The organism is Nocardioides sp. WG-D5 (genome assembly GCF_054031175.1).
The window spans coordinates 2,541,707-2,563,457 of record NZ_CM132928.1 but is presented as its reverse complement, the minus strand read 5'-3'; the positions used below and the strand labels follow the sequence as shown (position 1 = coordinate 2,563,457).

Annotated in this window: 24 protein-coding genes; 14 read left to right on the top strand and 10 right to left on the bottom strand. The window is 70.1% G+C overall.

What is annotated here, in order from left to right; all coding sequences use genetic code 11:
* Window positions 1–151 precede the first annotated feature (151 nt).
* The 3 genes from ACWZJV_RS12490 to ACWZJV_RS12480 form a co-directional block, all read right to left on the bottom strand.
* On the bottom strand, window positions 152–1,156 hold the full coding sequence (locus ACWZJV_RS12490) for a LuxR C-terminal-related transcriptional regulator (RefSeq protein ID WP_457181670.1): 1,005 nt from the start codon (window positions 1,154–1,156) through the stop codon (window positions 152–154).
* A 166-nt stretch (window positions 1,157–1,322) separates the two neighbouring features.
* Complete coding sequence (locus ACWZJV_RS12485) at window positions 1,323–2,078, bottom strand: M15 family metallopeptidase (protein WP_008354850.1); 756 nt, start codon at window positions 2,076–2,078, stop codon at window positions 1,323–1,325.
* A gap of 100 nt (window positions 2,079–2,178) precedes the next feature.
* Window positions 2,179–2,907, bottom strand: coding sequence for an SDR family oxidoreductase (locus ACWZJV_RS12480; RefSeq protein ID WP_457181669.1), 729 nt, complete (start codon window positions 2,905–2,907; stop codon window positions 2,179–2,181).
* A gap of 100 nt (window positions 2,908–3,007) precedes the next feature.
* On the opposite strand from ACWZJV_RS12480, the gene ACWZJV_RS12475 reads away from it, so the two are divergent.
* Window positions 3,008–3,850 carry a LysR family transcriptional regulator gene (locus ACWZJV_RS12475; RefSeq protein ID WP_457181668.1) on the top strand — a complete coding sequence of 281 codons (843 nt, stop codon included), beginning with the start codon at window positions 3,008–3,010 and terminating at the stop codon, window positions 3,848–3,850.
* Window positions 3,851–3,971: 121 nt separating this feature from the next.
* Here ACWZJV_RS12475 and ACWZJV_RS12470 read toward each other — a convergent pair whose 3' ends face one another.
* Both ACWZJV_RS12470 and ACWZJV_RS12465 read right to left on the bottom strand, forming a co-directional pair.
* Complete coding sequence (locus ACWZJV_RS12470) at window positions 3,972–4,532, bottom strand: GNAT family N-acetyltransferase (RefSeq protein ID WP_457181667.1); 561 nt, start codon at window positions 4,530–4,532, stop codon at window positions 3,972–3,974.
* Window positions 4,529–5,797 carry an XRE family transcriptional regulator gene (locus ACWZJV_RS12465; protein ID WP_457181666.1) on the bottom strand — a complete coding sequence of 423 codons (1,269 nt, stop codon included), beginning with the start codon at window positions 5,795–5,797 and terminating at the stop codon, window positions 4,529–4,531. The genes ACWZJV_RS12470 and ACWZJV_RS12465 overlap by 4 nt, the downstream gene beginning before the upstream one ends.
* Before the next feature lie 298 nt (window positions 5,798–6,095).
* Here ACWZJV_RS12465 and ACWZJV_RS12460 point away from each other — a divergent pair, with 298 nt between their 5' ends.
* The 4 genes from ACWZJV_RS12460 (at window position 6,096) to ACWZJV_RS12445 (ending at window position 9,352) form a co-directional block, all read left to right on the top strand.
* Entirely contained in the window at window positions 6,096–6,740 is a 645-nt protein-coding gene (locus ACWZJV_RS12460; RefSeq protein ID WP_457181665.1) for a TetR/AcrR family transcriptional regulator, read from the top strand.
* Window positions 6,741–6,826: 86 nt separating this feature from the next.
* Window positions 6,827–7,738 carry a radical SAM protein gene (locus ACWZJV_RS12455; protein WP_457181664.1) on the top strand — a complete coding sequence of 304 codons (912 nt, stop codon included), beginning with the start codon at window positions 6,827–6,829 and terminating at the stop codon, window positions 7,736–7,738.
* A gap of 19 nt (window positions 7,739–7,757) precedes the next feature.
* Window positions 7,758–8,522 carry an AAA family ATPase gene (locus ACWZJV_RS12450; protein ID WP_457181663.1) on the top strand — a complete coding sequence of 255 codons (765 nt, stop codon included), beginning with the start codon at window positions 7,758–7,760 and terminating at the stop codon, window positions 8,520–8,522.
* A complete protein-coding gene (locus tag ACWZJV_RS12445; protein ID WP_457181662.1) occupies window positions 8,519–9,352 on the top strand; it encodes a phosphotransferase in 834 nt (277 codons plus the stop codon). Before ACWZJV_RS12450 ends, ACWZJV_RS12445 begins: the two co-directional genes overlap by 4 nt.
* A 100-nt stretch (window positions 9,353–9,452) precedes the next feature.
* Here the strand turns inward: ACWZJV_RS12445 and ACWZJV_RS12440 are convergent, their stop codons facing one another.
* From ACWZJV_RS12440 to sigJ, 4 genes are all read right to left on the bottom strand, one after another.
* On the bottom strand, window positions 9,453–10,043 hold the full coding sequence (locus tag ACWZJV_RS12440) for a class I SAM-dependent methyltransferase (protein ID WP_457181661.1): 591 nt from the start codon (window positions 10,041–10,043) through the stop codon (window positions 9,453–9,455).
* Between the two features lie 119 nt (window positions 10,044–10,162).
* Window positions 10,163–10,819, bottom strand: a complete 657-nt coding sequence (locus ACWZJV_RS12435; protein ID WP_008354842.1) for a VOC family protein — start codon at window positions 10,817–10,819, stop codon at window positions 10,163–10,165.
* A 78-nt stretch (window positions 10,820–10,897) separates the two neighbouring features.
* Window positions 10,898–11,659: a hypothetical protein gene (locus ACWZJV_RS12430; RefSeq protein WP_196872460.1), complete on the bottom strand. Its 762-nt coding sequence runs from the start codon at window positions 11,657–11,659 to the stop codon at window positions 10,898–10,900.
* A gap of 36 nt (window positions 11,660–11,695) precedes the next feature.
* Entirely contained in the window at window positions 11,696–12,583 is an 888-nt protein-coding gene (sigJ, locus tag ACWZJV_RS12425) for an RNA polymerase sigma factor SigJ (RefSeq protein WP_457181660.1), read from the bottom strand.
* A gap of 148 nt (window positions 12,584–12,731) precedes the next feature.
* Between sigJ and ACWZJV_RS12420 the strand changes: the two genes are divergently transcribed.
* From ACWZJV_RS12420 to ACWZJV_RS12400, 5 genes are all read left to right on the top strand, one after another.
* Window positions 12,732–13,325: an NADPH-dependent FMN reductase gene (locus ACWZJV_RS12420; RefSeq protein ID WP_457181659.1), complete on the top strand. Its 594-nt coding sequence runs from the start codon at window positions 12,732–12,734 to the stop codon at window positions 13,323–13,325.
* On the top strand, window positions 13,322–13,753 hold the full coding sequence (locus ACWZJV_RS12415) for a YybH family protein (protein ID WP_457181658.1): 432 nt from the start codon (window positions 13,322–13,324) through the stop codon (window positions 13,751–13,753). Before ACWZJV_RS12420 ends, ACWZJV_RS12415 begins: the two co-directional genes overlap by 4 nt.
* A 163-nt stretch (window positions 13,754–13,916) precedes the next feature.
* The gene (locus ACWZJV_RS12410; protein ID WP_457181657.1) at window positions 13,917–15,179 is read left to right on the top strand and encodes an MFS transporter; all 1,263 of its coding nucleotides are present in this window, start codon (window positions 13,917–13,919) and stop codon (window positions 15,177–15,179) included.
* 69 nt (window positions 15,180–15,248) lie between these two features.
* Window positions 15,249–16,205, top strand: coding sequence for a Ppx/GppA phosphatase family protein (locus ACWZJV_RS12405; protein ID WP_196872467.1), 957 nt, complete (start codon window positions 15,249–15,251; stop codon window positions 16,203–16,205).
* A gap of 10 nt (window positions 16,206–16,215) precedes the next feature.
* A complete protein-coding gene (locus tag ACWZJV_RS12400; protein ID WP_457181656.1) occupies window positions 16,216–16,986 on the top strand; it encodes a sugar phosphate isomerase/epimerase family protein in 771 nt (256 codons plus the stop codon).
* A gap of 135 nt (window positions 16,987–17,121) precedes the next feature.
* Here the strand turns inward: ACWZJV_RS12400 and ACWZJV_RS12395 are convergent, their stop codons facing one another.
* Window positions 17,122–18,327 carry an MFS transporter gene (locus tag ACWZJV_RS12395; protein ID WP_457181655.1) on the bottom strand — a complete coding sequence of 402 codons (1,206 nt, stop codon included), beginning with the start codon at window positions 18,325–18,327 and terminating at the stop codon, window positions 17,122–17,124.
* A gap of 74 nt (window positions 18,328–18,401) precedes the next feature.
* On the opposite strand from ACWZJV_RS12395, the gene ACWZJV_RS12390 reads away from it, so the two are divergent.
* From ACWZJV_RS12390 to ACWZJV_RS12375, 4 genes are read left to right on the top strand one after another with little or no spacing between them, the layout of a single operon-like run.
* Window positions 18,402–19,592 carry a heparan-alpha-glucosaminide N-acetyltransferase domain-containing protein gene (locus ACWZJV_RS12390; RefSeq protein ID WP_457181654.1) on the top strand — a complete coding sequence of 397 codons (1,191 nt, stop codon included), beginning with the start codon at window positions 18,402–18,404 and terminating at the stop codon, window positions 19,590–19,592.
* A 9-nt stretch (window positions 19,593–19,601) separates the two neighbouring features.
* The gene (locus tag ACWZJV_RS12385; protein ID WP_196872471.1) at window positions 19,602–20,195 is read left to right on the top strand and encodes a TetR/AcrR family transcriptional regulator; all 594 of its coding nucleotides are present in this window, start codon (window positions 19,602–19,604) and stop codon (window positions 20,193–20,195) included.
* A gap of 44 nt (window positions 20,196–20,239) precedes the next feature.
* Window positions 20,240–20,953 carry a heme ABC exporter ATP-binding protein CcmA gene (ccmA, locus tag ACWZJV_RS12380; RefSeq protein ID WP_457181653.1) on the top strand — a complete coding sequence of 238 codons (714 nt, stop codon included), beginning with the start codon at window positions 20,240–20,242 and terminating at the stop codon, window positions 20,951–20,953.
* Window positions 20,950–21,687, top strand: coding sequence for an ABC transporter permease (locus ACWZJV_RS12375; RefSeq protein ID WP_196872473.1), 738 nt, complete (start codon window positions 20,950–20,952; stop codon window positions 21,685–21,687). The genes ccmA and ACWZJV_RS12375 overlap by 4 nt, the downstream gene beginning before the upstream one ends.
* The last annotated feature ends 64 nt before the right edge of the window (window positions 21,688–21,751 follow it).

The window sequence follows — 21,751 nt, the reverse complement described above, 5'->3', positions numbered from 1 at the left end:
AACGTTCTGAGATCCGCGCATGACGGCTCAGCGCCCATGAAAGCGCTCCGGTGTTTCGACCGCACGCGTGCCGGAGTCCGGCAGCGGCCAACTGGCCGCAGGCGGCCATCACCCAGGTTGCGGGCCTGCCACCTCGACCCGTCGGCCCAGGTCAGACCCAGCCGCGCCGGGCTGCCTGCACCCCGGCCTGGAACCGGTTCGCGGCTCCGAGCCGTCGCAGGAGCAGCTGGCTGCGGCGGCGTACCGTGCGGGTCGAGACGTGCAGCTCGCGGGCGATCACCTCGTCCTTGGCTCCGGACGCGAAGAACGCGAGCAGCGCTCGCTCCTCCGTCGTCGGGCCCCGTCGCTCGACCGGAACCGGGCCGCGGTGCGCGGTCTCGTCGGGCGGCACGTCGGCGGCCTGCTCCCAGTGCGCCTCGAACATCTCGCACAGCAGGGCGACGAGCGGTTGGGAATCGGTCAGGATCGCCTCGGGCCGCAGGCCGTCGAGGCGCGTCGACACGAGCGCGGCGCGTCGGTCGGCGATCGCGAGCTTGACCGGCAGCTCGCTCGTGAGCCGCGCCTGCTCGCCGGCCTCGACGGCGCGGCGTACCTCGTCCCACGCGCCGGGCCGGTCCAGCGCCGCCGCCGCGTAGACCGCTCGCCAGCGCACACCGCGCGCGATGACCACCGGCTCGAGCGGGTTGAGCGGAGCGAGCACGTACGGCGGCCGGTCGAACGCCATGAACTCCTCGACGGCCTGATGCTCGAGCCTGTTGTACGCCGCGCCCACCGCGTCGGCACCCACGAGCACGCTGACGCTCGAGCCCGGGCGCTCCGCCGCACCACGGTTCTCGTAGACCTCGGCCAGCAGCGGGATGGCGGCACGGAGCCGGGCGAGCCCGTCCTCCGCACGCTCCGCGACCGCGCGCAGCGCGACCCGCGGGTCGACGGCGGCGAACCGGCCGTCACCCGCCGCCCGGTTGACCAGCCCGGCCGCACGGAGCTCGTCGAGCGTGCGCGCGGCCTCGTCCGTGCTGATCCCAAGGGTGCGGGCGACCTCGGCGTCCTCGATCGCTCCGGCGGCGAGGACGGCGCCGTAGACCGCCTCGGCCTCGGCGTCCAGACCGGCGACGGCGAGCCCTCCGTGGGCGGCCAGGCCGGGATGCGTGCTCACCGCACCGCCCGGGTCGCGGAGCGGGCACGACGCTCGCGCGTGGGCACGCCGAGCCGCGGTGTGGGGATGAGAGCTTCGAGGTTCACGGCACAACGATGCCACGCGGCGAGCTGGTCGGGACCGATACCGATCCCGACCAGCTCACCGGCTCACCGGCTCGCCGGGCTCAGAAGCACTGCGAGGCGCTGTGGTAGACGCTCGACTGGATGCCGAGGTGGATGTGGTCGCTGTGGTCGGGGTAGCCCGGCCCGAGGACCTGCGGGAACGACTGGCGGGAGGCACGGGCGATGCCGCACATGGTCGTCGCGCTGCTGCCCGGGACCAGGTCCATGGCCCGGCCGTAGAGGTGGTTGCTGTTGGAGGCTCCGCCGACCGCGTCGTTGCACGCCTTCGAGCGGTAGGCCGAGGTCACCCGCAGCGGGTTGTCGCCGAGCCGGTGCCGGATGGCCTCGGCCCGCCACATGGCCTGCATCAGGTTGGCCTTGACCTGCGTGATCGTCACGCCGGAGATCGGCGTCGGCCAGCCGCCGTAGCAGACGTCGTCGACCTCGCTCCAGTCGAAGTGGATCGGGGTGCAGTCGTCGTCCTGGAGCGCGTAGAGCTTGTTGAACGTGTTCGTCCCCGCGACCCCGTCGGCGGCGAGCCCATAGGCGGCCTGGAAGTTGCGGACCGCGGTCGTCGTCGCCGGGCCGTAGGACCCGTCGATCGAGAAGATCGTGCCGGTGGCCGCCCAGCCGGCGACGCGGATCTGGAGCTGGGTGACCGCGTTGCCCGAGGACCCCTGCTGAAGCGTGCCGCTCCAGGTGTAGCAGGCGTCGGCGTGGGCGGGGGCGGCCGTGGAGGTGATGGCGACCAGGCTGGTCGCCAGCGTGACGAGGAGGGAACCGATGACCGTGCCGAGGCGGCGTGGGGTGAGGCGCATCTGTGGAGCTCCTAACTTTCCGAGAGGTCCGAGAGGACCCGAGTCGCTCCCTAGAGTGGCCTCCTTTGACGTCGTGTACCTGGATTTCGCGTGAATGTAATCACCAGGGGATGACGCCGGCGTCCTCGAAGTAGCCGCCGGTCGGGCCGTCGTCGGGCAGCGTCGCGAGGCTGATCGCGATCCGGGCGCCCTCCTCAGGCGTGCGTACGCCGCGGAAGCCGTTCAGGTCGGTGGCCACGAACCCGGGGCAGCCGAGGTTGATCAGGATGTTCGTGTCGTGCAGCTCCTTGGCGCACTGGATCGTGACGGCGTTGAGGTAGGACTTCGTCGGGCTGTACGCCGCCGAGATCGGCCCCACGGCCAGCGGGTCGTCCGTCGAGGTCTGCCGGGCGAGAGAGCCCACGCTGCTGGACATGTTGACGATCCGTGGCGCCGCGGAGCGACGCAGCATCGGCAGCATCGCGTTGGTGACCCGGACGACGCCGAAGACGTTGGTCTCGACCGCGACCCGCATCTGGTCGATCGAGATCTCGGTCGGGTTCTGCGGCATGCCGCCGGTGACGCCGGCGTTGTTGACGAGCACGTCCAGTCCGCCCTGCTCCTCCAGAAGCCGGGCCGCGGCGGCGACGCTGGCGTCGTCGGTGACGTCCAGCGGCACCCCGAAGGCGTCGACGCCGTTCGCCCGCAGCTTCTCCACCGCGGCCTCCCGGCGGGCGTCGTCGCGGGCGCCGACGCCGACCTTCCAGCCGCGTGCGCCGAGGCCCGCGGCGATCTCGTAGCCGATTCCCTTGTTGGCGCCGGTGACCAGCGCAATCGTGTTCTCGCTCATGTCATCCAGACTGGCCAGCGGCCGCGGAACACTCCAATATCACCTCGGTGGCCGCCGATACCGCTCGGGTATGTTCCCAGGTCGGAGTAGGGTTGTGGCCATGGAGACCCGGGAGCTTCGCTACTTCGTCGCGGTCGCCGAGGAGCTTCACTTCAGCCGCGCGGCCGCTCGCCTCGGGATCGCCCAGCCGCCGCTGTCACGCGCGATCAGCCGGCTCGAGCGGCGCCTGGGTGGCCCGCTGCTCGAGCGCAACAGCCGAGGCGTCACGCTGACCGACGCCGGCCGGGTGCTCCTCGCCGAGGCCCGCGCGGCGCTCGACGCGGTCGATGCCGCCGAGCGCCGCACCCGCCGGGCCGTGGGCAGCGGCGACGAGCCCGGACTGGTCCTCGTCTCGAAGGCGGGAGCCGCCACCGAGCTGCTGACCAAGCTGCTGGACGCGTACGCCGCCGAGCCCGGCTCGGTGGAGGTCGAGGTCACGTTGTGCGGCATCGGTGAGCAGGGGCCGCACCTGCGCGACGGCCGTGCTGACGTGGCGCTCCTGCACCGGCCCTTCGACTCGATCGACGGACTCGACAGCGAGGACCTGCTCACCGAGGGCCAGGTCGCGGTGCTGCCTTCGGGTCATCCTTGGGCGACCCGTTCCCACCTGCGGCTGGCCGACCTCGACGACATCCCGGACGTACCGCCGATGCGCTGGCCGTCGGGTGGCGGCTTCGCGGACGGCCCCGGGCCGGAGGTCCGCGACTCGACGCAGCTCTACCAGCTGATCGCGCTCGGCCGGGCGTACGCGGTGCTGCCGGAGTCGGCGCGCGCCGAGCAGCACCACGGCATCGCCACCCTCCCGGTCCTGGACGCCCCCGAGGTCACCACAGCCATCGCCTGGCCCTCGCACAGTCGCTCGCTCGCCCTGGCCACGCTCGCCCAGGTCGCGACTCGGCTTTAGGGACGCCTCAATCAGAGGTTGACGGTGACCTTGCTGCCGAGCAGTCGGGCTTGGACACGGCCGCGTCACGAAGGCGAGACTGAGGAACAACGGCAGGTACGCGGGGCGTGATCCGGGTCGATCATCGCGGCCACTCACCTTCGAGCAGTGAGAAGGAGACGCTGTCGCGCCAGGCTCCATTGGTGTGCACATGGTCGCGGATTGTGCCTTCGCGCTGGAAGCCGAGTGACTCGACCAACCGCATGCTGGCAGTGTTCTGAGGGCCGATGTTGGCCGTCAGACGGTGCAGCCGGAGGTCACCAAACCCGAACTCGATCATTCGCGACACCGCCGTACGCGCGATGCCGCGGCCCTGCCACTCGGGGCGCAACGCGTAACCCAGGTCAGCTGCCTTGACTCCTCCCAGGCCGAGGCGGACGAACCCGATGACGACCTCGGGCGAGGCCGACTCGGTGATGGCGAGGTAGTACTCACTGCGCGGGGTGTCGAGCTGTCGCTTGAGGATCCCATCGAGCATGGACTGCGCCTCGTCTCGATCACGAGATGCGAAGCTGAGCCAGTTCGTGACTCGGTCATCTCCGACAATCGCATGCACGCCGTCGGTGTCGCCCGACTCGAAGTCCCGCAGCACTAGCGAGCCCGCAGTCAGCTTGACGGGCTGTGACGGCGTACGTCCTGTCATGGACGCATCGTCAACGGTCGAGCGACGAACGCCTCGATCTGGCCTCGCAGTTCGTCAGCGGCTTTGCCATCGGAAGCCGCATCAACCGCATCTCCGACTCGTTGGACGCTCTTCACGACCCCTCCGATCCTCAGGTCCCGTGGAAGTTCGAGCACGGACGCGATGGACTCGGCTGCCCCTTCCACCTCACCGTTTGCGATCCGGATGATCGCTTGGTCGCAGCGGGCTCCGGCGGCGTCGCCGAAGGCCCAGGTGTCTCGTGTCTCGTCGGCGTACGCGTCGACTGCCTCTTGTGCGGCACCAACACTCTCAGCATGGTTGGGTATCCAGCTCAACGCGTCAGCGGCGTAATAGGCCGCCCGGGCGTCGGTGAAGGTGAGGATGCCACCGAGCTCATCGAGGTCGGTGGGCTCCGTGGCGTCGGCGATCTCATCGGCACGGTGGATGCTCTGGGTCGCCTCCTCCTCGTTGCCGAGGCGGGCCCATGCTCGTGCGCCTGACGACTCCAGCCACAGCGTGGCGCTGTTCACCGCGTTTGTCGCCAAGCCTCGCTCTACGTAGCGCAGCGACTCCTGCGACCGACCGTCCCAGTATGCGACCAGGGCCATCAGCCCGTTCAGCCACGCCGCGACGGTAGTGTTCCCGGCCTGCTCGGCGAGGATCAGTGCCGTACGCGCCTGGGTGACGGCGGCTCGCGGATCTCCGAGATCATGGGACGCCTTGGCAAGGATCCCGCCCGTAACGGCGCCGATGCTGAAGAGCTGGGCGGCGTCGCCCGGTCGGCGGGGGCTCAGGATCGCTTGGTGAACGGCGTCCTGGAGCGTGACCAGCGGGTTGATCAGCTCGGGAAGAGCTTGCACCGGGTAGGCCCGCGCGAGGTCGCGCAGCTCTTCTTCGAGCAAGGAGTAATCGTCGATGCCGGGCATGTTGAGTGCTAGGTGGCGGGCCTTCTCGGCAGCCATGGTGAGAGCCTCCTGGTAGCTGGGGCGTCCGGCCGGCGGGGTTGCGGCTGGATCGTGGGGCCCGAGAAGGACCACGACCGGATGGCCAAAAGCGCTCTCCAATGCCCGCGCGATCGCTGGCGTCGGCTGAACCTCGCCGAGCGCGCGGGTGCCAAGTCGCCGGGCGTGATCCTCGGAAAGCGTCACCGACCGACCACCGGGGGTTGCTGAAGCGCGTTCGACCGAGCGGGCGACATCACGCCAGGTCAGACCGCGCTCGATCTTGATCGCCTCGAGCGTCGTACGAGGTGCAGCTGATGTCATCTGGTCGTCCTCCTGTTCACACCTTGCCCGAGCAAACGGCCCGACGTCAGTGGCTCGGCCCGGATGTCGGTCGATGTCCGCCGATATCGGCCGATGTCTGCCGGGTGTTCGTGGAGATGTCGGTCCTGTTCCCTCAACGCTGGATATCGGCGAAGAGCGCCAGCGACCTGTGAGACGCCACGAGCATACGTGGCCGCGGTTGCCACCAACCGGAGGAAATCGAATGAGATCTCGGCGTGCGGCCCCCGGACGTCCGCGGCATGTCCCAAGCACCAGCGCGGTAGCACCGCGCGACCAGGTGCTCAACGCGTCGGCGGAACTGTTCGTCACTCGCGGCTTTGCGGCTACCTCGACTCGGGAGATCGCGGAGCGGGTCGGCATTCGGCAAGCGAGCTTGTACTACCACTTCGCCGGGAAGGACGAGATCCTCGCTGAACTCCTGCAGCGCTCCGTGCGTCCCACGATGGACAAGGTCGAGAAGATCGAGGCGCTAGTACCGCCCGAGACTCACGCGACAGCGCTGTACCTACTCGCGCTGATCGACATCCGCACCCTGGCCGATGCGCCCCACAACGTCGGCATTCTCTACGCCCAGTCCGACGTGATCAACAGTGAGATCTACGCCGAGTTCCAGCACACGCGCCGCGAACTGATCGACGCCTACGGCCGCATCGGCCTCCAGGCCGCCTCAGTCGACGTGACCGCTGACATCGACGCCCCAGATCTGGGCGAGATGTTGATGCACTCGATCGAGGTCGTCACCGGCTTGCGCAACGCTGGGACGGCGATGACCCCTCAGCGGGCGAGTCGCATCGCAGAAGCGGTGCTGAGGATGTGCGGCGTACCCAGGGAGACCATCGCCGCCGCGGCCTCGGCGGCATCCGAACTCCTTGCTGAGTTTCACCACGAGACCGCCAGCCCCTTGGCGGAGAGCACCCTCTAGATCTCCTCGCCGGCCCGCCTCAACTGACCGTTGCGGCGGGTTGGCGGGGCCAACACAGTCGAAATCAACCCTGCGAGGAGCACCCAATGATCCAGGTCATCGAGGATGTCCCCCCGGCGGCAGAGAGCCGTCTCGGGTTCGTGTGGCTGGAGATCACCGGCCGATGCCAACTCGAGTGCGTTCACTGCTACGCCGAGTCCGGGCCGGCCGGGACCCACGGCACCATGACTGTCACCGACTGGAAACGAATCATCGACGAGGGCGCAGACCTCGGCGTAACCATGGTGCAGTTCATCGGTGGCGAGCCAACCCTTCACCCTGACCTGCCAACTCTCGTCGGGTACGCCCTCACGCGCGGCCTGGAGGTGGAGGTGTTCACCAACCTGGTCCACGTCTCCCCAGCGATGTGGGACACATTCGATCGACCGGGCGTACGTCTCGCCTGCTCCTGGTACTCCACCGACCCTGCCCAGCACCTGCAGATCGTGCGCCGCAACACGCACCCTCGCACCAAGGCCAACCTCGTCGAGGCGACCCGGCGGGGCATCCCGATGCGTGTCGGCATCATCGGGATGCTCGACGGCCAGGACCTGGATTCCGCATCCGCCGAACTCGCCGCGATCGGTGTTACCGATGTCGGCGTCGACCGCCTGCGGCAGGTGGGCCGGGGCACCCGCGACCAGGAAGCTTCCATGGCGCAGTTGTGCGGCAACTGCGGCGACGGAGTGATCGCCATCGGCCCCGATGGCGCGGTGTGGCCGTGCGTGTTCTCCCGTTGGATGCCCGTCGGGAACGTTCAGGACACCACCTTGGCTGAGATCCTGGTCGGGCAGCCCATGCAGGACGCCAGCGCGAAGCTCGCAGAAGAGTTCTCGCCACGCGAGATGCCGTGCGTACCGAAGATGTGCAATCCGCAGTGCGGCCCGTCCTGCTCCCCAGCCTGCCGCCCCGCCAACAACTGTCGGCCCGTCGGTGCGTGTGTCCCCTGGTACCGCTGAGGCGTAGGACACTGGGTTCATGCTCGCGACCCGCGCTTACGTCCCCGACCACAAGCTTCCTGCCGGTGACCCCGGCCGGTGGCCCTGGCCGTACGACGTCCCGTGCGTCACCCAGCTCGCGAGGGAGGGCATGACGTTCTCCAAGCCGATCACCTTCCTTGTGGGAGAGAACGGCTCAGGAAAGTCGACCCTGGTGGAGGCCTTCGCCGAGGCTTGGGGGCTGGACGCGCACGGCGGCCGCGCGGGACGCAAGTACGTCAACGACCGGCCCAAAACCCCACTCGGCGAGGCGCTCGACTTCGACACCACCATCGCCGGAGGCGCACACCGATCCGGGTCCCGTACGAGACGCCGCGGCTACTTTCTGCGCGCCGAAACCGCGTTCGGGTTCATGAACGCCGTCTCAGGGATGCACGGCTACTGGGAGGAGGACACCTCCGAGATGTCGCACGGCGAGGGGTTCCTCACCGTGTTCGACAACATGTTCACCGACCCCGGGTTCTATCTGATGGACGAGCCCGAGGCCGCCCTGTCGTTCACCTCCAGCGTGGAGCTGGTAGCCCGGATGCACGAACTCGGCACCACCGGGGCGCAGGTCATCTGCGCCACCCACTCACCCGTCCTGGCCGCGACGCCCGGCGCCGACATCATCGAGGTGGGAGAGCACGGGTTCCGCCATGTCGAGTGGGACGAGCTTGACTTGGTGTTCCACTGGCGCCGCTACCTGGCCGACCCCCGCGCCTACCTGCGCCATGTCATCGACGAGGAGACCACCCACCGGTGAGCACAGCCCTCAGCCCTGCCGACCGAGCCCACCGCCGCCGCCTCACCGACGCGCACCTGGGCGCTGCCGGCCGACTCGGCTGCGACCTCGACCCGGATTGGAAGTGGGGCTGGTACGACCGATCCGTCTCCGGCCACGCCACCCGCGCCGAGCAGAAGGTGTGGATTCGCACCGTCACCGAGCAGTCCCAGTGGGTCGACATGCTGATCTGGACCGGCAACCTCGACGCCAACAAGATCGTCGGCGTCCCCAAGCCGATCGTCCTCGACTCTGCCGAGACCCGCGACGAAGACCGCTGGTTCCGTACCGAGGTGATGACGCTGGTCGATCAAGCCCCCGCCTCGTCGATCCCTGCGGCAACGACACCTCCTGCCATCGACGACGCCTGGCTGAACCAATTGGGTACGTCCCTCGAGGCACTCGCGGCCGCGTCGACGACGCGGGAGGCGAAGGTCCAGGACGACGTCACTCAGCAGCTGCGCGAATACTTCGGTGATCGCGTCGACCCCCAGGTCGACCGCTGGGTGGCCTCTCACGGCGACCTGCACTGGGCCAACGTAACCGCCCCAAGCCTCGTCATCCTCGACTGGGAACAGTGGGGCCTTGCCCCCTACGGCTACGACATCGCGACTCTGTACTGCCACAGCCTCCTCGTGCCCGACACCGCGGCCACGATCACGCATCGCTTCGCCCACATGCTCGACTCACCCGATGGGCGTCGCGCACAGCTCCTCGCGATCGCCCGCATGCTCGGCCGCACCCGCATGGGCGACTACACCGACCTCGTCGTGCCACTCCACCGACTTGCCGACGAGATCCTCGGCCGCTGATCCCCAGCCCATGCACGAGTCGCTATCCGGCGTAGATTCAATGGGCGCTCGTGCGAAGGCCGGCACGGTCATCGAGCGGATGCCGTCGGTGCAGGGGGCGTCAGAAGCGCTTCCACCAGAGGTTGACGGCATAGTCGACGTACGTCCCCTCGTGCTCCGTCAGGATCGCCGCGGCTGTGGCGGGGTCGAACTCGATGCGTACGACCGCTTCCAGGTCCGCGCGTGAGCCGAAGGACCAGTCCATGTCGATCGCGATGCGCGTCCAGCCGTGCATCGACCAGAACCGCTCCTGCTCCTCGGGCGGCGGGACCTTCGGGTAGCCGCGGCGGAACCACGCGCCGAAGCTCGACCGGGAGCCGTCGTTGTCGACCACCATCGCGATGCCGCCGCGGCGCATCACCCGGTCGAGCTCGGCCAGCCCGGGCTCGGAGCCGGGGCCGAAGAAGTAGGCCCAGCGGGCGTGCATGACGTCGACCGAGCTCGGCGGGAGCGGGAGCCGCTGCGCGATCCCGTTGTGGACGGTGACCTTCGGAAGCCGTTTCGTACGCCGCCGCGCCAGCGTCACCAGGTCCGGATGCGGCTCGATGCCGGTGACGCTGCGGGCGGTCTCGGCGAACTTCGGCAGGTAGAACCCGGTCCCGCAGCCGAGGTCGAGGACATCGCGTCCCTCCCACGGCGCGGTCTCGGCCATGGCGGCCCAGAGCCGGCCGTGCGGGTCGAGCGCACGGTTCTCGATCTCGTACGTCGCGGTGTGGTTCCAGATGTTGGGGCTGGGAATCGCCCCGGTCGCGCCGGGGAGATCGGTGCGACTCAGATCCGGACCTCGCCGCGCGGGGTCACGAACTTGGCGGCCAACAGGCCGGGGGTGCCGTGCTCGGCGACCCAGTCGATGTGGACGTTCTCGGCGGGCTTGCCGGTCCACGGGTCGACGCGCTCCTTCAGCTCGTCGCCGAGGTAATCCTTGACCCGCTCGGGGTCACCGGAGATCTCGAGGTCGGTGAGGGTGATGTCGGAGCCGGCGTTGCCGGGGTGGAGCTCGGGGGTCTCCCACTTGATGAAGTAGGGCAACTGCGGGTCGGCGATCAGGCCGTTGATGCCGATCTGCTGCCAGTGGAGCTCGCGGCCGTCGGGGAGGTGACGGTTGCCGGGAACGGCCTTGCGGCCGAGGCGCTCCTCGATCGGGGTCATGTCGTCGACGCCGATCACGAAGCCGATCCAGCCGCCACCGAGCGCGGAGCGGGCCTTGACGGCCTGTCCGAACGGGGCCTTGTCGCTGGCCGGGTGCTCGAGCGCCTCGACGACCTCGAGGTAGAGGCCGCCGCGCATCGGGAGGATGTAGTTGCGGGTGCCGAAGCGGGGGTGGACGCCGCCGTCGACGAACTCCTGGCCGAGCAGCTCACCGAGCTGCTTGGCGGTCTGTACCAAGCCATCGGGTCCTGCAGCGTACGAAACATGGTCCAGGCGCATGTAACGATTCTGAACTCTCCCTGAGAGAGAAACCAATCCAGGGTCGCTATCTCTTGATGTCGAGATACACCCGGGGGTTCAGCGCGGGCTCGCGGGATGGAGGGCCAGCGCGGACCTCGACCGGACATGCGCCTCGCAGTGACGGACCAGCTCGGCGTACGCCGCCTTGCCCATCAGCTCGGTCAGCTCGGCCTGGTTGGTGAGGTAGACGGGCTCGACGGCGACGTGGGCCTCGGTGTTGCCGGAGCAGTACCAGTCGAGATCGTGGCCGCCGGGACCCCAACCACGGCGGTCGTACTCGGTGATCGTCACCTCGGTGTAGGTCGTCCCGTCGGTGAGCTCGACATCCCGGAACGTACGCCGGATCGGCAGCTGCCAGCACACGTCAGGCTTCGTCTCGAAGTGCTCCCTGCCCTCCTTCGCGGCCAGGATGTGCAGCGCACACCCCGATCCGCCGGGGAAGTCCGGCCGGTTCGCCAGCACGCACGACTCCTGCCCACGGAACTCCGTGACCCGGGTCTTGCGCTCGCCGTCGTCGTCGAGCTCGACCCAGTCGTCCGTCGTCACCGCGCGCCCCGGGTGCTGCTCCCAGATCTCCGGCGTCAGCTCGGCGACGAAGCCCGCGGTCCGCGCCTCGTCCTCCTCGTCGGCGAAGTGCGCCCCGAGCGTGCAGCACCCCACGTCCGGCGAGCTCTCGAACATCCCCGGGCAGCCGTTGCCGAAGATGCAGGAGTAGGCCGACGTCAACCAGGTCAGGTCGCATCGCATCCGCTCGTCGGGGTCGTCGGGGTTGACGAACTCCACCCACGCGCGCGGGAAATCCAGGGGTACCTCAGGCACCTCGTAAGCCTACGTGGTGAAACGGCACCGGGACGCTCACCGTGCGATCCACGGACGCAGCTTCTCCGGGTTGCGTACGGCCCAGATGCGGGTGATGCGGCCGTCGGCGACGTCGAAGGCGTAGACGGAGACGGTGACGCCGTCGACCCGGCCGACGAGGCCGGCCTGGCCGTTGACGAGGCACTCCTGGAGCGTCACCTCGGGGGCGCGCGCGGCGATCTCCATCCAGGCGCCGGCGATCTGCTCGGCGCCGCTGATCGGCTCGAGGAAGGCCAGGGCGAGGCCGCCGCCGTCGGCGGTCGCGACCGCCCGGGGGTCGAGCAGGCCGACGAGGGCCTCGATGTCCTGGGACTCCCAGGCCTGTTTGAAGCTGCGGACCAGGTCGGCGCGCTCGGCTGCCGAGTGGTCGCGGGAGAGGTCGATGCGGCGGCGGGCGTTGGAGGCGAGCTGGCGGCACGCGGCCGGGGTGCGTCCGACGATGTCGGCGATCTCGGGGAAGGTGTAGCGGAAGATGTCGTGCAGGACGAAGGAGACCCGCTCGGCAGGGGTCATCGAGTCCAGCACGACCAGGAAGGCCATGCTGATCGACTCGTCCAGTGTGACCCGGTCGGCGGGATCGGCCGGCGCGGCCCCGGTGTCGAGCCAACCGCCCGGCACCGGCTCCGGGATCCAGTCGCCCACGTACTGCTCCCGCCGGGCCCGTGCGGAACCGAGCAGGTCGAGACAGATCCGGCTGGCGACCGTCGTCATCCAGGCGCCGGGGGCGTCGATCGCCTCCCGCTGCTGCTCGGTGAGTGCGTACCAGCGGGTGTAGGTCTCCTGCGCCACGTCCTCGGCCTCGGCGAGCGAGCCGAGCAGGCGGTAGGCGAGGTTGATGAGCTGGCGACGCTCACCGATCACCTCGGCGAGGTGCGGGTCGGTCATGGCGGCTCCCTTCGGTCTGCATGTCTACAACCGGTCCGACGAAACAGCGACCCGATCTGTGAGACCGGCCTGACACTTCGGTCGCCTGCGTCGTCGGAGGGGCAGCACAGCCACCACGGAAGCACCACTGAGAAGAAGGAGTCCGTACGTGATCAGCATCGGCATCATCATCGGCAGCACCCGCCCCCACCGCAACGGTCCGCAGGTCGCCGGCTGGGTACACGACCTGGCCTCGCGCCGCGGCGACGCGGCCTTCGAGGTGATCGATCTGGTCGATCACCCGCTCCCGCACCTGGACGAGCCGGTGCCGCCGATGTTCGGGCCGTCGGCGAACCAGCACACCCGCGACTGGGCCGCGCGGATCGCCCCGTTCGACGGCTTCGTGATCGTGACCCCGGAGTACAACGGCGGCATGCCCGGCGTCCTGAAGAACGCCATCGACCACGCCTGCGCGGAGTGGACGAACAAGGCGGTCGGCTTCGTCTCGTACGGGGTCAGCGGCGGCGCTCGTGCGGTCGCCCAGCTGCGTACGGTGTGCAGTGCGCTCGGGATGGCCGACGTGAGCCGTCCTGTCGAGCTCTCGCTGTTCACCGACTTCGAGAACAACACCACCTTCACGCCCGGCGACCGTCACGCCGCCACGCTGACCCTGATGCTCGACCAGGTCGTCTCCTGGGGCACCGCGCTCGCGCCGCTGCGGTCCACCGACGGCCTCGTCGGTGCCTCGGAGGTGCGGGCATGAGCGCCGCGGAGGAGGCCGCGATCCGCGGCCGGATCGCGAAGATCATCGAGGGACTGCGGGCCAAGGACCTCGACATCCTGCGGGAGCCGTACGCACCCGATGTCGTCTCCTTCGACGTCGAGCCGCCGCTCCAGCACGTCGGGATCGAGGCGAAGCTAGCGAACTGGGCGAAGGTCTTCCAGGTCTTCGAGACCGTCGACTACGAGCTCCGCGATCTGACCCTCACGATCGGCGGTGACGTGGCGTTCGGCTACGCCTTCGGCCGGCTCAGCGGGACCATGAAGAACGGTGTCGCCACGCCCGGGATGTGGGTGCGGGTCACCTACGGGCTGCGCCGGATCGACGGCAGCTGGGTGATCACCCACGACCAGGTCTCGGTGCCGTTCGACATCCTCAGCGGCAACGGGGTGGTCGACCTCGAACCGTGACCGAGACGACTCCTCGGCGATTCCGGACGGGCGGACCGGGCGGCGTATCCTTGTAGGTGCGGAGCGACCGCTCCGTGTCCAATGTGTGTATCACCTCGCGCTGGCCCCGCCGGCGGACCAAGGCGGCACAGAGCCGCGGTTCGCAGCGGGAGGTTCGAAAGAGATGTCGGAGCAGGGCGAGCAGAGTCTGGTGCGCGCCGTCGGAGGGACGTACTTCCCGCTCGCGCTGGTCGCGCGGCTGCCGTACGCGATGGTGGTCGTCGGGGTGCTGACGCTGGTCGTCGCCGGCCGCGGGTCGCTGGCGCTGGGCGGTCTGAACTCGGCGATGGTCGGGATCGGCGCCGCGGTGTGCGGGCCGATCCTCGGTGCCGCCGTGGACCGGTTCGGCCAGCGCCGGGTGCTGCTGGCGATCAGCGTCGCCAGCACCGCGGCGCTCGGCGCGATGGCCTGGGTGGTCTACAGCCCGCTGCCCGACGCGGCGGTGCTCGCGGTGGCCTTCCTGGTCGGCGCGACCGCCCCGCAGATCGCGCCGCTGTCGCGGTCGCGGCTGGTGGCGATCATCTCCGCCTGCATCGTTCCGGGTCGCCGAGTCCGGGTGCTCAACTCGACGATGGCCTACGAGTCGGCGGCCGACGAGATCGTCTTCATCGTCGGTCCCGTCGTCGCCGGCGTCCTCGCCGTGACGATCGACCCGTGGGCGCCGGTCGTCGCCGCCGCGGCACTCACCCTGGTCTTCGTCTCCGCCTTCGCCCTCCACCCGAGCGCCGCGACCGCACAGGCCTCGGCCGGACGTACGCCGGCTGCGGGCTCCGTGCGCGAGCTCGCCCGCCCGGGCGTGGTCGTCATCGTCGTCGGCATCCTCGGCGTCGGCCTCTTCTTCGGCTCGATGCTCACCTCGCTGACCGCGTTCATGGCCGACCACGGTCGTCCGGAGCAGGCGGGCCTGGTCTACGCCGCGATGGGCGTCGGGTCGGCCGCGCTGGCGCTGGGCGTCGCCGCCTTCCCGGTGGGCTTCACCCCGGCCGCGCGCTGGCTGGTCTTCGGCGGCGTCATGCTCGCGGGCGCCCTCGCGCTCCCGGGCGTCTCCTCGGTGACCGGGATGGTCCTCGCGCTGCTCGTCATCGGCCTCGGCATCGGCCCGACCCTGGTCACCCAGTACGGCCTCGGTGCCCGCCGCAGCCCGGTCGGCCGGTCCGCCACGGTCATGACCATGCTCGGCTCCGCCGTCATCCTCGGGCAGTCGCTGGCCTCCGCGGTCACCGGCGACATCGCCGAGCGCTGGGGCACCGACGCGGCCCTGCTCCTGCCTGCTGCCGCCGCGCTCGTGGTCGTCGTGGCCGGGGCCGTCAACGCCCGGATCGGGGAGGCTGCCGTCTCCGTTCCCGCCCCGAGCTCCGAGCGCGCCGCGGCCACGGCCGGGCGCTGACGTCGTCCGCACAGCGAGCATTGGAACACTGCGTGCGCGCGGGGCGTCGCGGCGAAGTAGCGTAGACCCATGCGTCTGGGCGTACTCGACATCGGATCGAACACGGGACACCTGCTCGTGGTCGACGCCCACGGCGGGGCGGCCCCGCTGCCGGCGTTCTCGTTCAAGCAGCCGCTGCGGCTGGCGGAGCACCTCGACGACTCCGGCGACGTGACCGAGGCCGGGATCGAGGCGCTGACCGAGTTCACCCGCGACGCGGTGCGCGCCGGGGAGGAGAAGGGCGTCTCGGAGATGCTGGCGTTCGCCACCTCGGCGGTGCGCGATGCCGGCAACTCGCAGCAGGTGCTCGACCACGTACACGCCGAGACCGGGGTCGAGATCGAGGTCCTTCCCGGCGACGACGAGGCGCGGCTGACCTTCCTGGCCGTACGCCGCTGGTTCGGCTGGTCCGCCGGGCGGCTCGCCGTCTTCGACATCGGCGGCGGCTCGCTGGAGATCGCGGCCGGCCTGGACGAGCAGCCGTACGTCGCCTGGTCGCTGCCGCTGGGCGCTGGCCGGCTCGCCCGCACCTACTTCGGTGACCGGCCGGCCGAGGAGGAGCTGCGCGACCTGCGCCGGATGATCCGCGCCTCGATCGCCGAGGACGCGGGCAGGATCCTGCGCGACGGCCAGCCGGACATGGCGGTGGCGACGTCGAAGACGTTCCGCTCGCTGGCGCGCATCTGTGGTGCCGCCCCGAGCGGCGAGGGACTGCGCGTACGCCGCCAGCTGCCGCTGGCCGAGCTGCGCCGCTGGATCCCGAAGCTGCTGGAGATGTCCCTCGAGGAGCTCTCCGAGCTGCCCGGGGTCAGCCCTTCGCGCGCCCACCAGATCGTGCCCGGTGCGCTGGTCGCCGAGGCGTGCCTGGACATCTTCGACCTGGAGGCCTTCGAGATCTGCCCGTGGGCGCTGCGTGAGGGGTTGATCCTCGACCGTCTCGACCACCTGTCCTTCATCGGCAGCTCCGATCTCGGACGGTCCGAATAGGAGACCCGCGATGATCTCGCTGTCGACGTCCTCGACCTATCCCGAGTCGACCGCCCACGCCTTCACGTACGCCGCGGAGGTGGGCTACGACGGGGTCGAGATCATGGTGGGCATCGACGCGCTGTCGCAGCAGACGCATGCGGTCAAGCAGCTCGCCGAGCACCACGGCCTGCCGATCGTCGCGATCCACGCGCCGACGCTGCTGTTCACCCAGCAGGTCTGGGGCTTCGAGCCCTGGGGCAAGCTCGAGCGGTCCGCCGAGATGGCCGCCGAGGTCGGGGCAGGCGTGGTCGTCGTACACCCGCCGTTCCGGTGGCAGCGCGAGTACGCGGCCGGGTTCGTGGAGGGGATCGCCAGGCTGGAGCGCTCGACAGGGCTCCGGTTCGCGGTCGAGAACATGTACCCCTGGCGGGCGGCCCGGCGTTCGACGCCGATGTACCTGCCCCACTGGGACCCCTCGACCGAGGAGTACGCCAACACCACGATCGATCTCTCCCACGCCGCGATCGCGGGCGACGATGTCATCGAGATGGCCACGAGGCTCGGCTCGCGGCTGCGCCACATCCACCTCACCGACGGCACGGGTTCCGCCAAGGACGAGCATCTGGTCCCCGGCCGCGGCCACATGGGCGCCGACAAGTTTCTGCGTCATCTCGCCGCCATCGGGTTCGACGGCGAGATCGTCCTCGAGATCAACACCCGCCGGGCTCGTACCCGCGTCGAGCGCGTCGCCGACCTCCGCGAGTCCCTCGAGTTCGCGCGGGAGCACTTCCAGGCCTGACGCGCCGGTCGAGCCGCGAGCGCCAGCGAGCGTGTCGAGACCAACACAGTCGAATCGAGCGCCGAGGGGACCGTGTTGGTCTCGACACGGATTCGCTCGTTCCTCACGAATCCGGCTCGACCAGCGGCGTGACCGTCAGTCGCGCGCGGCCAGCCAGGACCAGGCGAGCGAGGTCAGGGCGAGGACGAGGACGGCGGTGGCGACGCCCCACCAGCCGACGACGTAGGCATAGCCCAGCAGCCAGCCGAAGAGGCTCGAGCCGCCGTAGTAGAAGAGGTTGTAGAGGGCGCTGGCCTGGGCCTTGCCGACCTTCGCGCGGGCGCCGACCCAGCCCGAGGCGACGCCGTGGGCGCCGAAGAAGCCGGTGGTGAGGACGAACAGGCCGGTCAGGACCATCGCCAGGTTGTCGGGGAAGGTCATCACGACGCCGACGATCATGATGACGACGCAGGTCAGCATGACCTTTCGCCGCCCGTGGGTGGCGGCGAGGCGGCCCGCCACCGAGGACGAGACGGTGCCACCGAGGTAGGCGAAGAAGATCTGGCTGGAGATCGCCACCGGCAGCCCGAAGGGCTCGCGCTCGAGGCGGAACCCCAGATAGTTGTACGTCGCCACGAACCCGCCCATCAGCAGGGCCGCCTGCCCGTAGAGGACGAGCATGCCCGGGTCGCGGAGGTTGGCGAGCACCCCGTCGCGTACGGATGTGGCCGGCTTGCCGGTGGGGCGCACCCAGCCCTGGGCGCGGGGGATCAGGGTGATCGCGACGATCGCGGCGACCGCCGAGAGCACGCCGCCGGCGGTGACGCCCAGGCGCCAGCCGCCGAGGTCGGCGAACGGGCCGGTGATCACTCGCCCGAGGAGGCCGCCGACGGTGGTGCCGGAGATGTAGATGGCCGCGGCGACGCTGACGTGGCGTACGTGGATCTCCTCGGCGAGGTAGGCGACCGCGAGGGCCGGCACACCGCCGAGCGCAAGGCCTTCGAGGCTGCGCAGGACGAGGAGCGTGGAGAAGCCGGGAGCCAGCGGGGTGAGCAGGCCGAGGACCAGGGAGATCGAGAGCGCGATCTTCATGGCGGGTGCCCGGCCGATGCGGTCGGCGACCCAGGACCAGCCGAGGACGCTGACCGCGAGCCCGAGGGTCGCGGTGGAGACGGTGAGCGCGGCCGAGGCCTCGCTGACCTCGAGCGCGTGCGCGACCGTGGGGAGGATGCCCTGGGTGGAGTACATCTGCCCGAAGGTCGCGATCCCGGCGGCGAAGAGGCCGATCAGGATCCGCCGATAGCCGCTGCTGCCGGCATCGTGCCCCACCCACGAGCGGGTCAGGGCGGTATCTACGGACATCGTTCCCACGGTAAAGCAGGTGCTGGGGGTGGGTGAACCCGCGGGCTGCGTGAGATATCTCTACTCTTGGGGCGATGTCCGCGCTCACTGATCGACTCTCGACGCGTCTCGTCGGTGTCGACGTGGCGCGGTGCCTGGCGCTGCTGGGCATGATGGCGACCCACGTCCTCGATCCGGTCGACGCGACCGGCGAGCTGACCAGGGTCCAGGCGGCGGCCGGCGGCCGGTCCGCGGCGCTCTTCGCGGTGCTCGCCGGGGTCAGCCTGGCGCTGATGACCGGACGTCAGCAGCCCGTGCAGGGCCGGGTGCTGGCCTCCCGGTCGCTGGGGCTGGCCGCGCGAGCGGTGCTGATCGCCGCGCTCGGGCTGGTGCTCGGGTCGCTCGGCACCAACATCGCGATCATCCTGACCTACTACGGCGTGCTGTTCCTGCTCGCGATCCCGCTCCTCGGGCTGCGGGCGCGGTGGCTGTGGCTGCTCGGTGTCGTCTGGATCGTCCTCGGACCGCTGCTGTCCCAGGTCGTCCGGCCGATGCTCCCGACACGGCAGTTCGAGAGCCCGGAGCCGTCCCAGCTGCTCGAGCCCGGCCGGCTGCTCGCCGAGCTGCTCTTCACCGGCTACTACCCGGCCGTCCCGTGGCTGGCCTACCTGCTGATCGGGATGGCCATCGGCCGCATCGACCTGCGCAACCGGCTCGTGGTCTCGATGCTCTGGACGGGCGGCGTCATCATCTCGGTCTCGGCCACCTGGCTGTCCGGCAGACTGACCCGGTTGCCGTCGGTGGCCGAGGTGCTGCTGCGTGCCTACCCGGGGATGGACATCGACGACGCGCTGACCTCGATGAGCCACGGTCTCTACGGGCAGACGCCGGTCGACGGCGGCTGGCAGTGGCTGCTGATCGTCGCGCCGCACTCGTCCACGCCGTTCGACCTGGCGCAGACGATCGGCAGCTCGATGTTCGTCATCGGTGCCTGCCAGATGATCGCGCTGCGGCTGCCCGAGCGGTGGCGGGTCGGGATGGCGGTGCTGTTCGGCGCCGGCACGATGACCCTCACCCTCTACACGCTGCACGTGGTGATGAGGACCGAGGCGGTCTGGCCGCCGGAGACCCCCGACACGTACGTCCTGCATGTGCTCGTCGTGATGGCGATCGGCGCCCTCGTCACAGCGTGGGGTCGCCCGGGGCCGCTGGAGTGGCTCGTCGGTCGCCCCGCGGCCTGGTTGCGCCGGACGGAGCCCCGCCGCGAGCGGACGCTGTCGGGTTAGCGTGCTCCCATGAGTACGGCACCGCGGCGAGGGCGCAGGCCAGGTTCGCCGGACACGCGGGCGGCGATCCTGGCGGTGGCTCGGCAGCGCTTCGCGCAGCAGGGGTACGCCGCGACCTCCGTCCGCGGGATCGCGACCGAGGCCGGGGTCGACTCCGCTCTGGTGCACCACTACTTCGGCACCAAGGAGGACCTCTTCGTCGCCTCGCTGGAGCTGCGGGTCGATCCTCGAGACGTCGTGCCCGTGGTGGCTGCCGGGGGTCGCGATGGTGTGGGGGAGCGGCTCATACGTCTCCTCCTGAGCGTCTGGGACGACGAGGAGTCCCGGCTCCCGCTGATGGCGTTGATGCGCAGCGCCTTCGAGCCGGAGGGGAAGGCTCTGGTGCCGGACGCCTTCGGCAGGCTGATCCTGGGCCCGGTGAGCGAGGCACTCGAGCTCGACGAACCGGAGCGACGGATCACGTTGGTGGCCTCGCAGCTGGTCGGGCTGGTCGCGCTGCGCTACATCGCGCGGATCGAGCCGCTCGCCTCGGCGCCCCCGGAGACGCTGGTGGCGACGTACGCGCCGGTCGTCCAGGGCTATCTGACCGGGCCTTTGCCGTAGCCCTCTTGCGCGTGGCGTCGTGGCGTGCCACATTTCATCATGTGATGAATAACGTGGTGGAGGCCTCCGGTCTCCGAGTCGTACGCGGGAAGCGCGAGGTCCTCCACGGCCTCGACTTCTCCATCCGGGCAGGTGAGGTCACCGGGCTGCTCGGACCGTCAGGGTGCGGCAAGACGACGTTGATGCGGGCCCTGGTCGGCGTGCAGGCGAAGGTCACCGGGACGCTCACCGTCCTCGGCCGCCCGGCGGGCTCGGCGGCGCTGCGCCCGCGGATCGGCTACGTCACCCAGGCGGCCAGCGTCTACGACGACCTGACGGTCACCGAGAACCTGAGGTTCTTCACCCGCGTGCTCGGGGCGCCACGGTCCTCGGTCGCCGAAGCCATCGAGACGGTGGACCTGACCGACCACAAGGACCAGGTCGTACGCGATCTCTCCGGTGGTCAGCGCTCGCGGGTCGGCCTCGCCGCCGCCCTGCTCGGCTCGCCGGACCTGCTGGTGCTCGACGAGCCGACCGTCGGGCTCGACCCGGTGCTCCGCGAGCAGCTGTGGGACACCTTCCGCGACCTGGCCGCCGCCGGTGCCGCGGTCATCGTCTCCAGCCACGTGATGGACGAGGCCGAGCGCTGCGACCGGCTGCTGCTGATGCGCGAGGGTGCCTTCCTCGCCGACGGCAGCCCCGCGGAGATCAAGCAGAAGGCGACCGCCGACGACATCGAGCAGGCCTTCCTGGCCCTGGTGAAGGGAGCAGCGCGATGAGCCTGCGACGAACCCTCGCGGTGACCGGGCGGGTGCTCGCCCAGATCCGGCGCGACCACCGCACCCTGGTGATGCTGGTGGTCCTGCCGACGTTGCTGATGACGCTGCTGTGGTGGATGTACGAGGAGTCGCCCGCGCCCATCTTCGACCGGATCGGCCCGGCCCTGCTGGCGATCTTCCCGTTCATCGTGATGTTCCTGGTGACCTCGGTGACCACGCTGCGCGAACGCTCTTCCGGGACGCTCGAGCGGCTGCTCGCGATGCCCTTGGGCAAGGGCGACTTCCTGCTCGGCTACGCCCTCGCGTTCGGGCTGTTGGCCGCCGTCCAGTCGGGGGTCGCGGTGGCGGTGAGCGTGGGTCTGCTCGGTCTGGACATCACCGGATCGGTCGCCCTGCTCGTGGTCGTCGCGATCGTCGACGCCGTCCTCGGCACCGCGCTCGGGCTGCTCGTCTCGGCCTTCGCGACCACCGAGTTCCAGGCGGTGCAGTTCATGCCGGCCATCGTGGTCCCGCAGATCCTGCTGTGCGGACTCCTGGTTCCGCGCGACTCGCTGCCGGGCGTCCTGGAGGCCATCTCCGACGTACTCCCGCTCTCCTACGCCGTCGACGCGATGACCCACCTCGTCACCTCCGCCGACACCGGCGACGTCTGGACCGACCTGGCCGTCGTCGGTGGGTTCGTCGTCGCCGGTCTCGCCCTCGGCTCGGCGACGCTGCGGCGGCGTACGCCCTGATCGCCGAGGCGTCGCCCGCGCTGGCCGAGACGTCGCTTGCGTCGGCCGAGATCGCAGTGGGTGA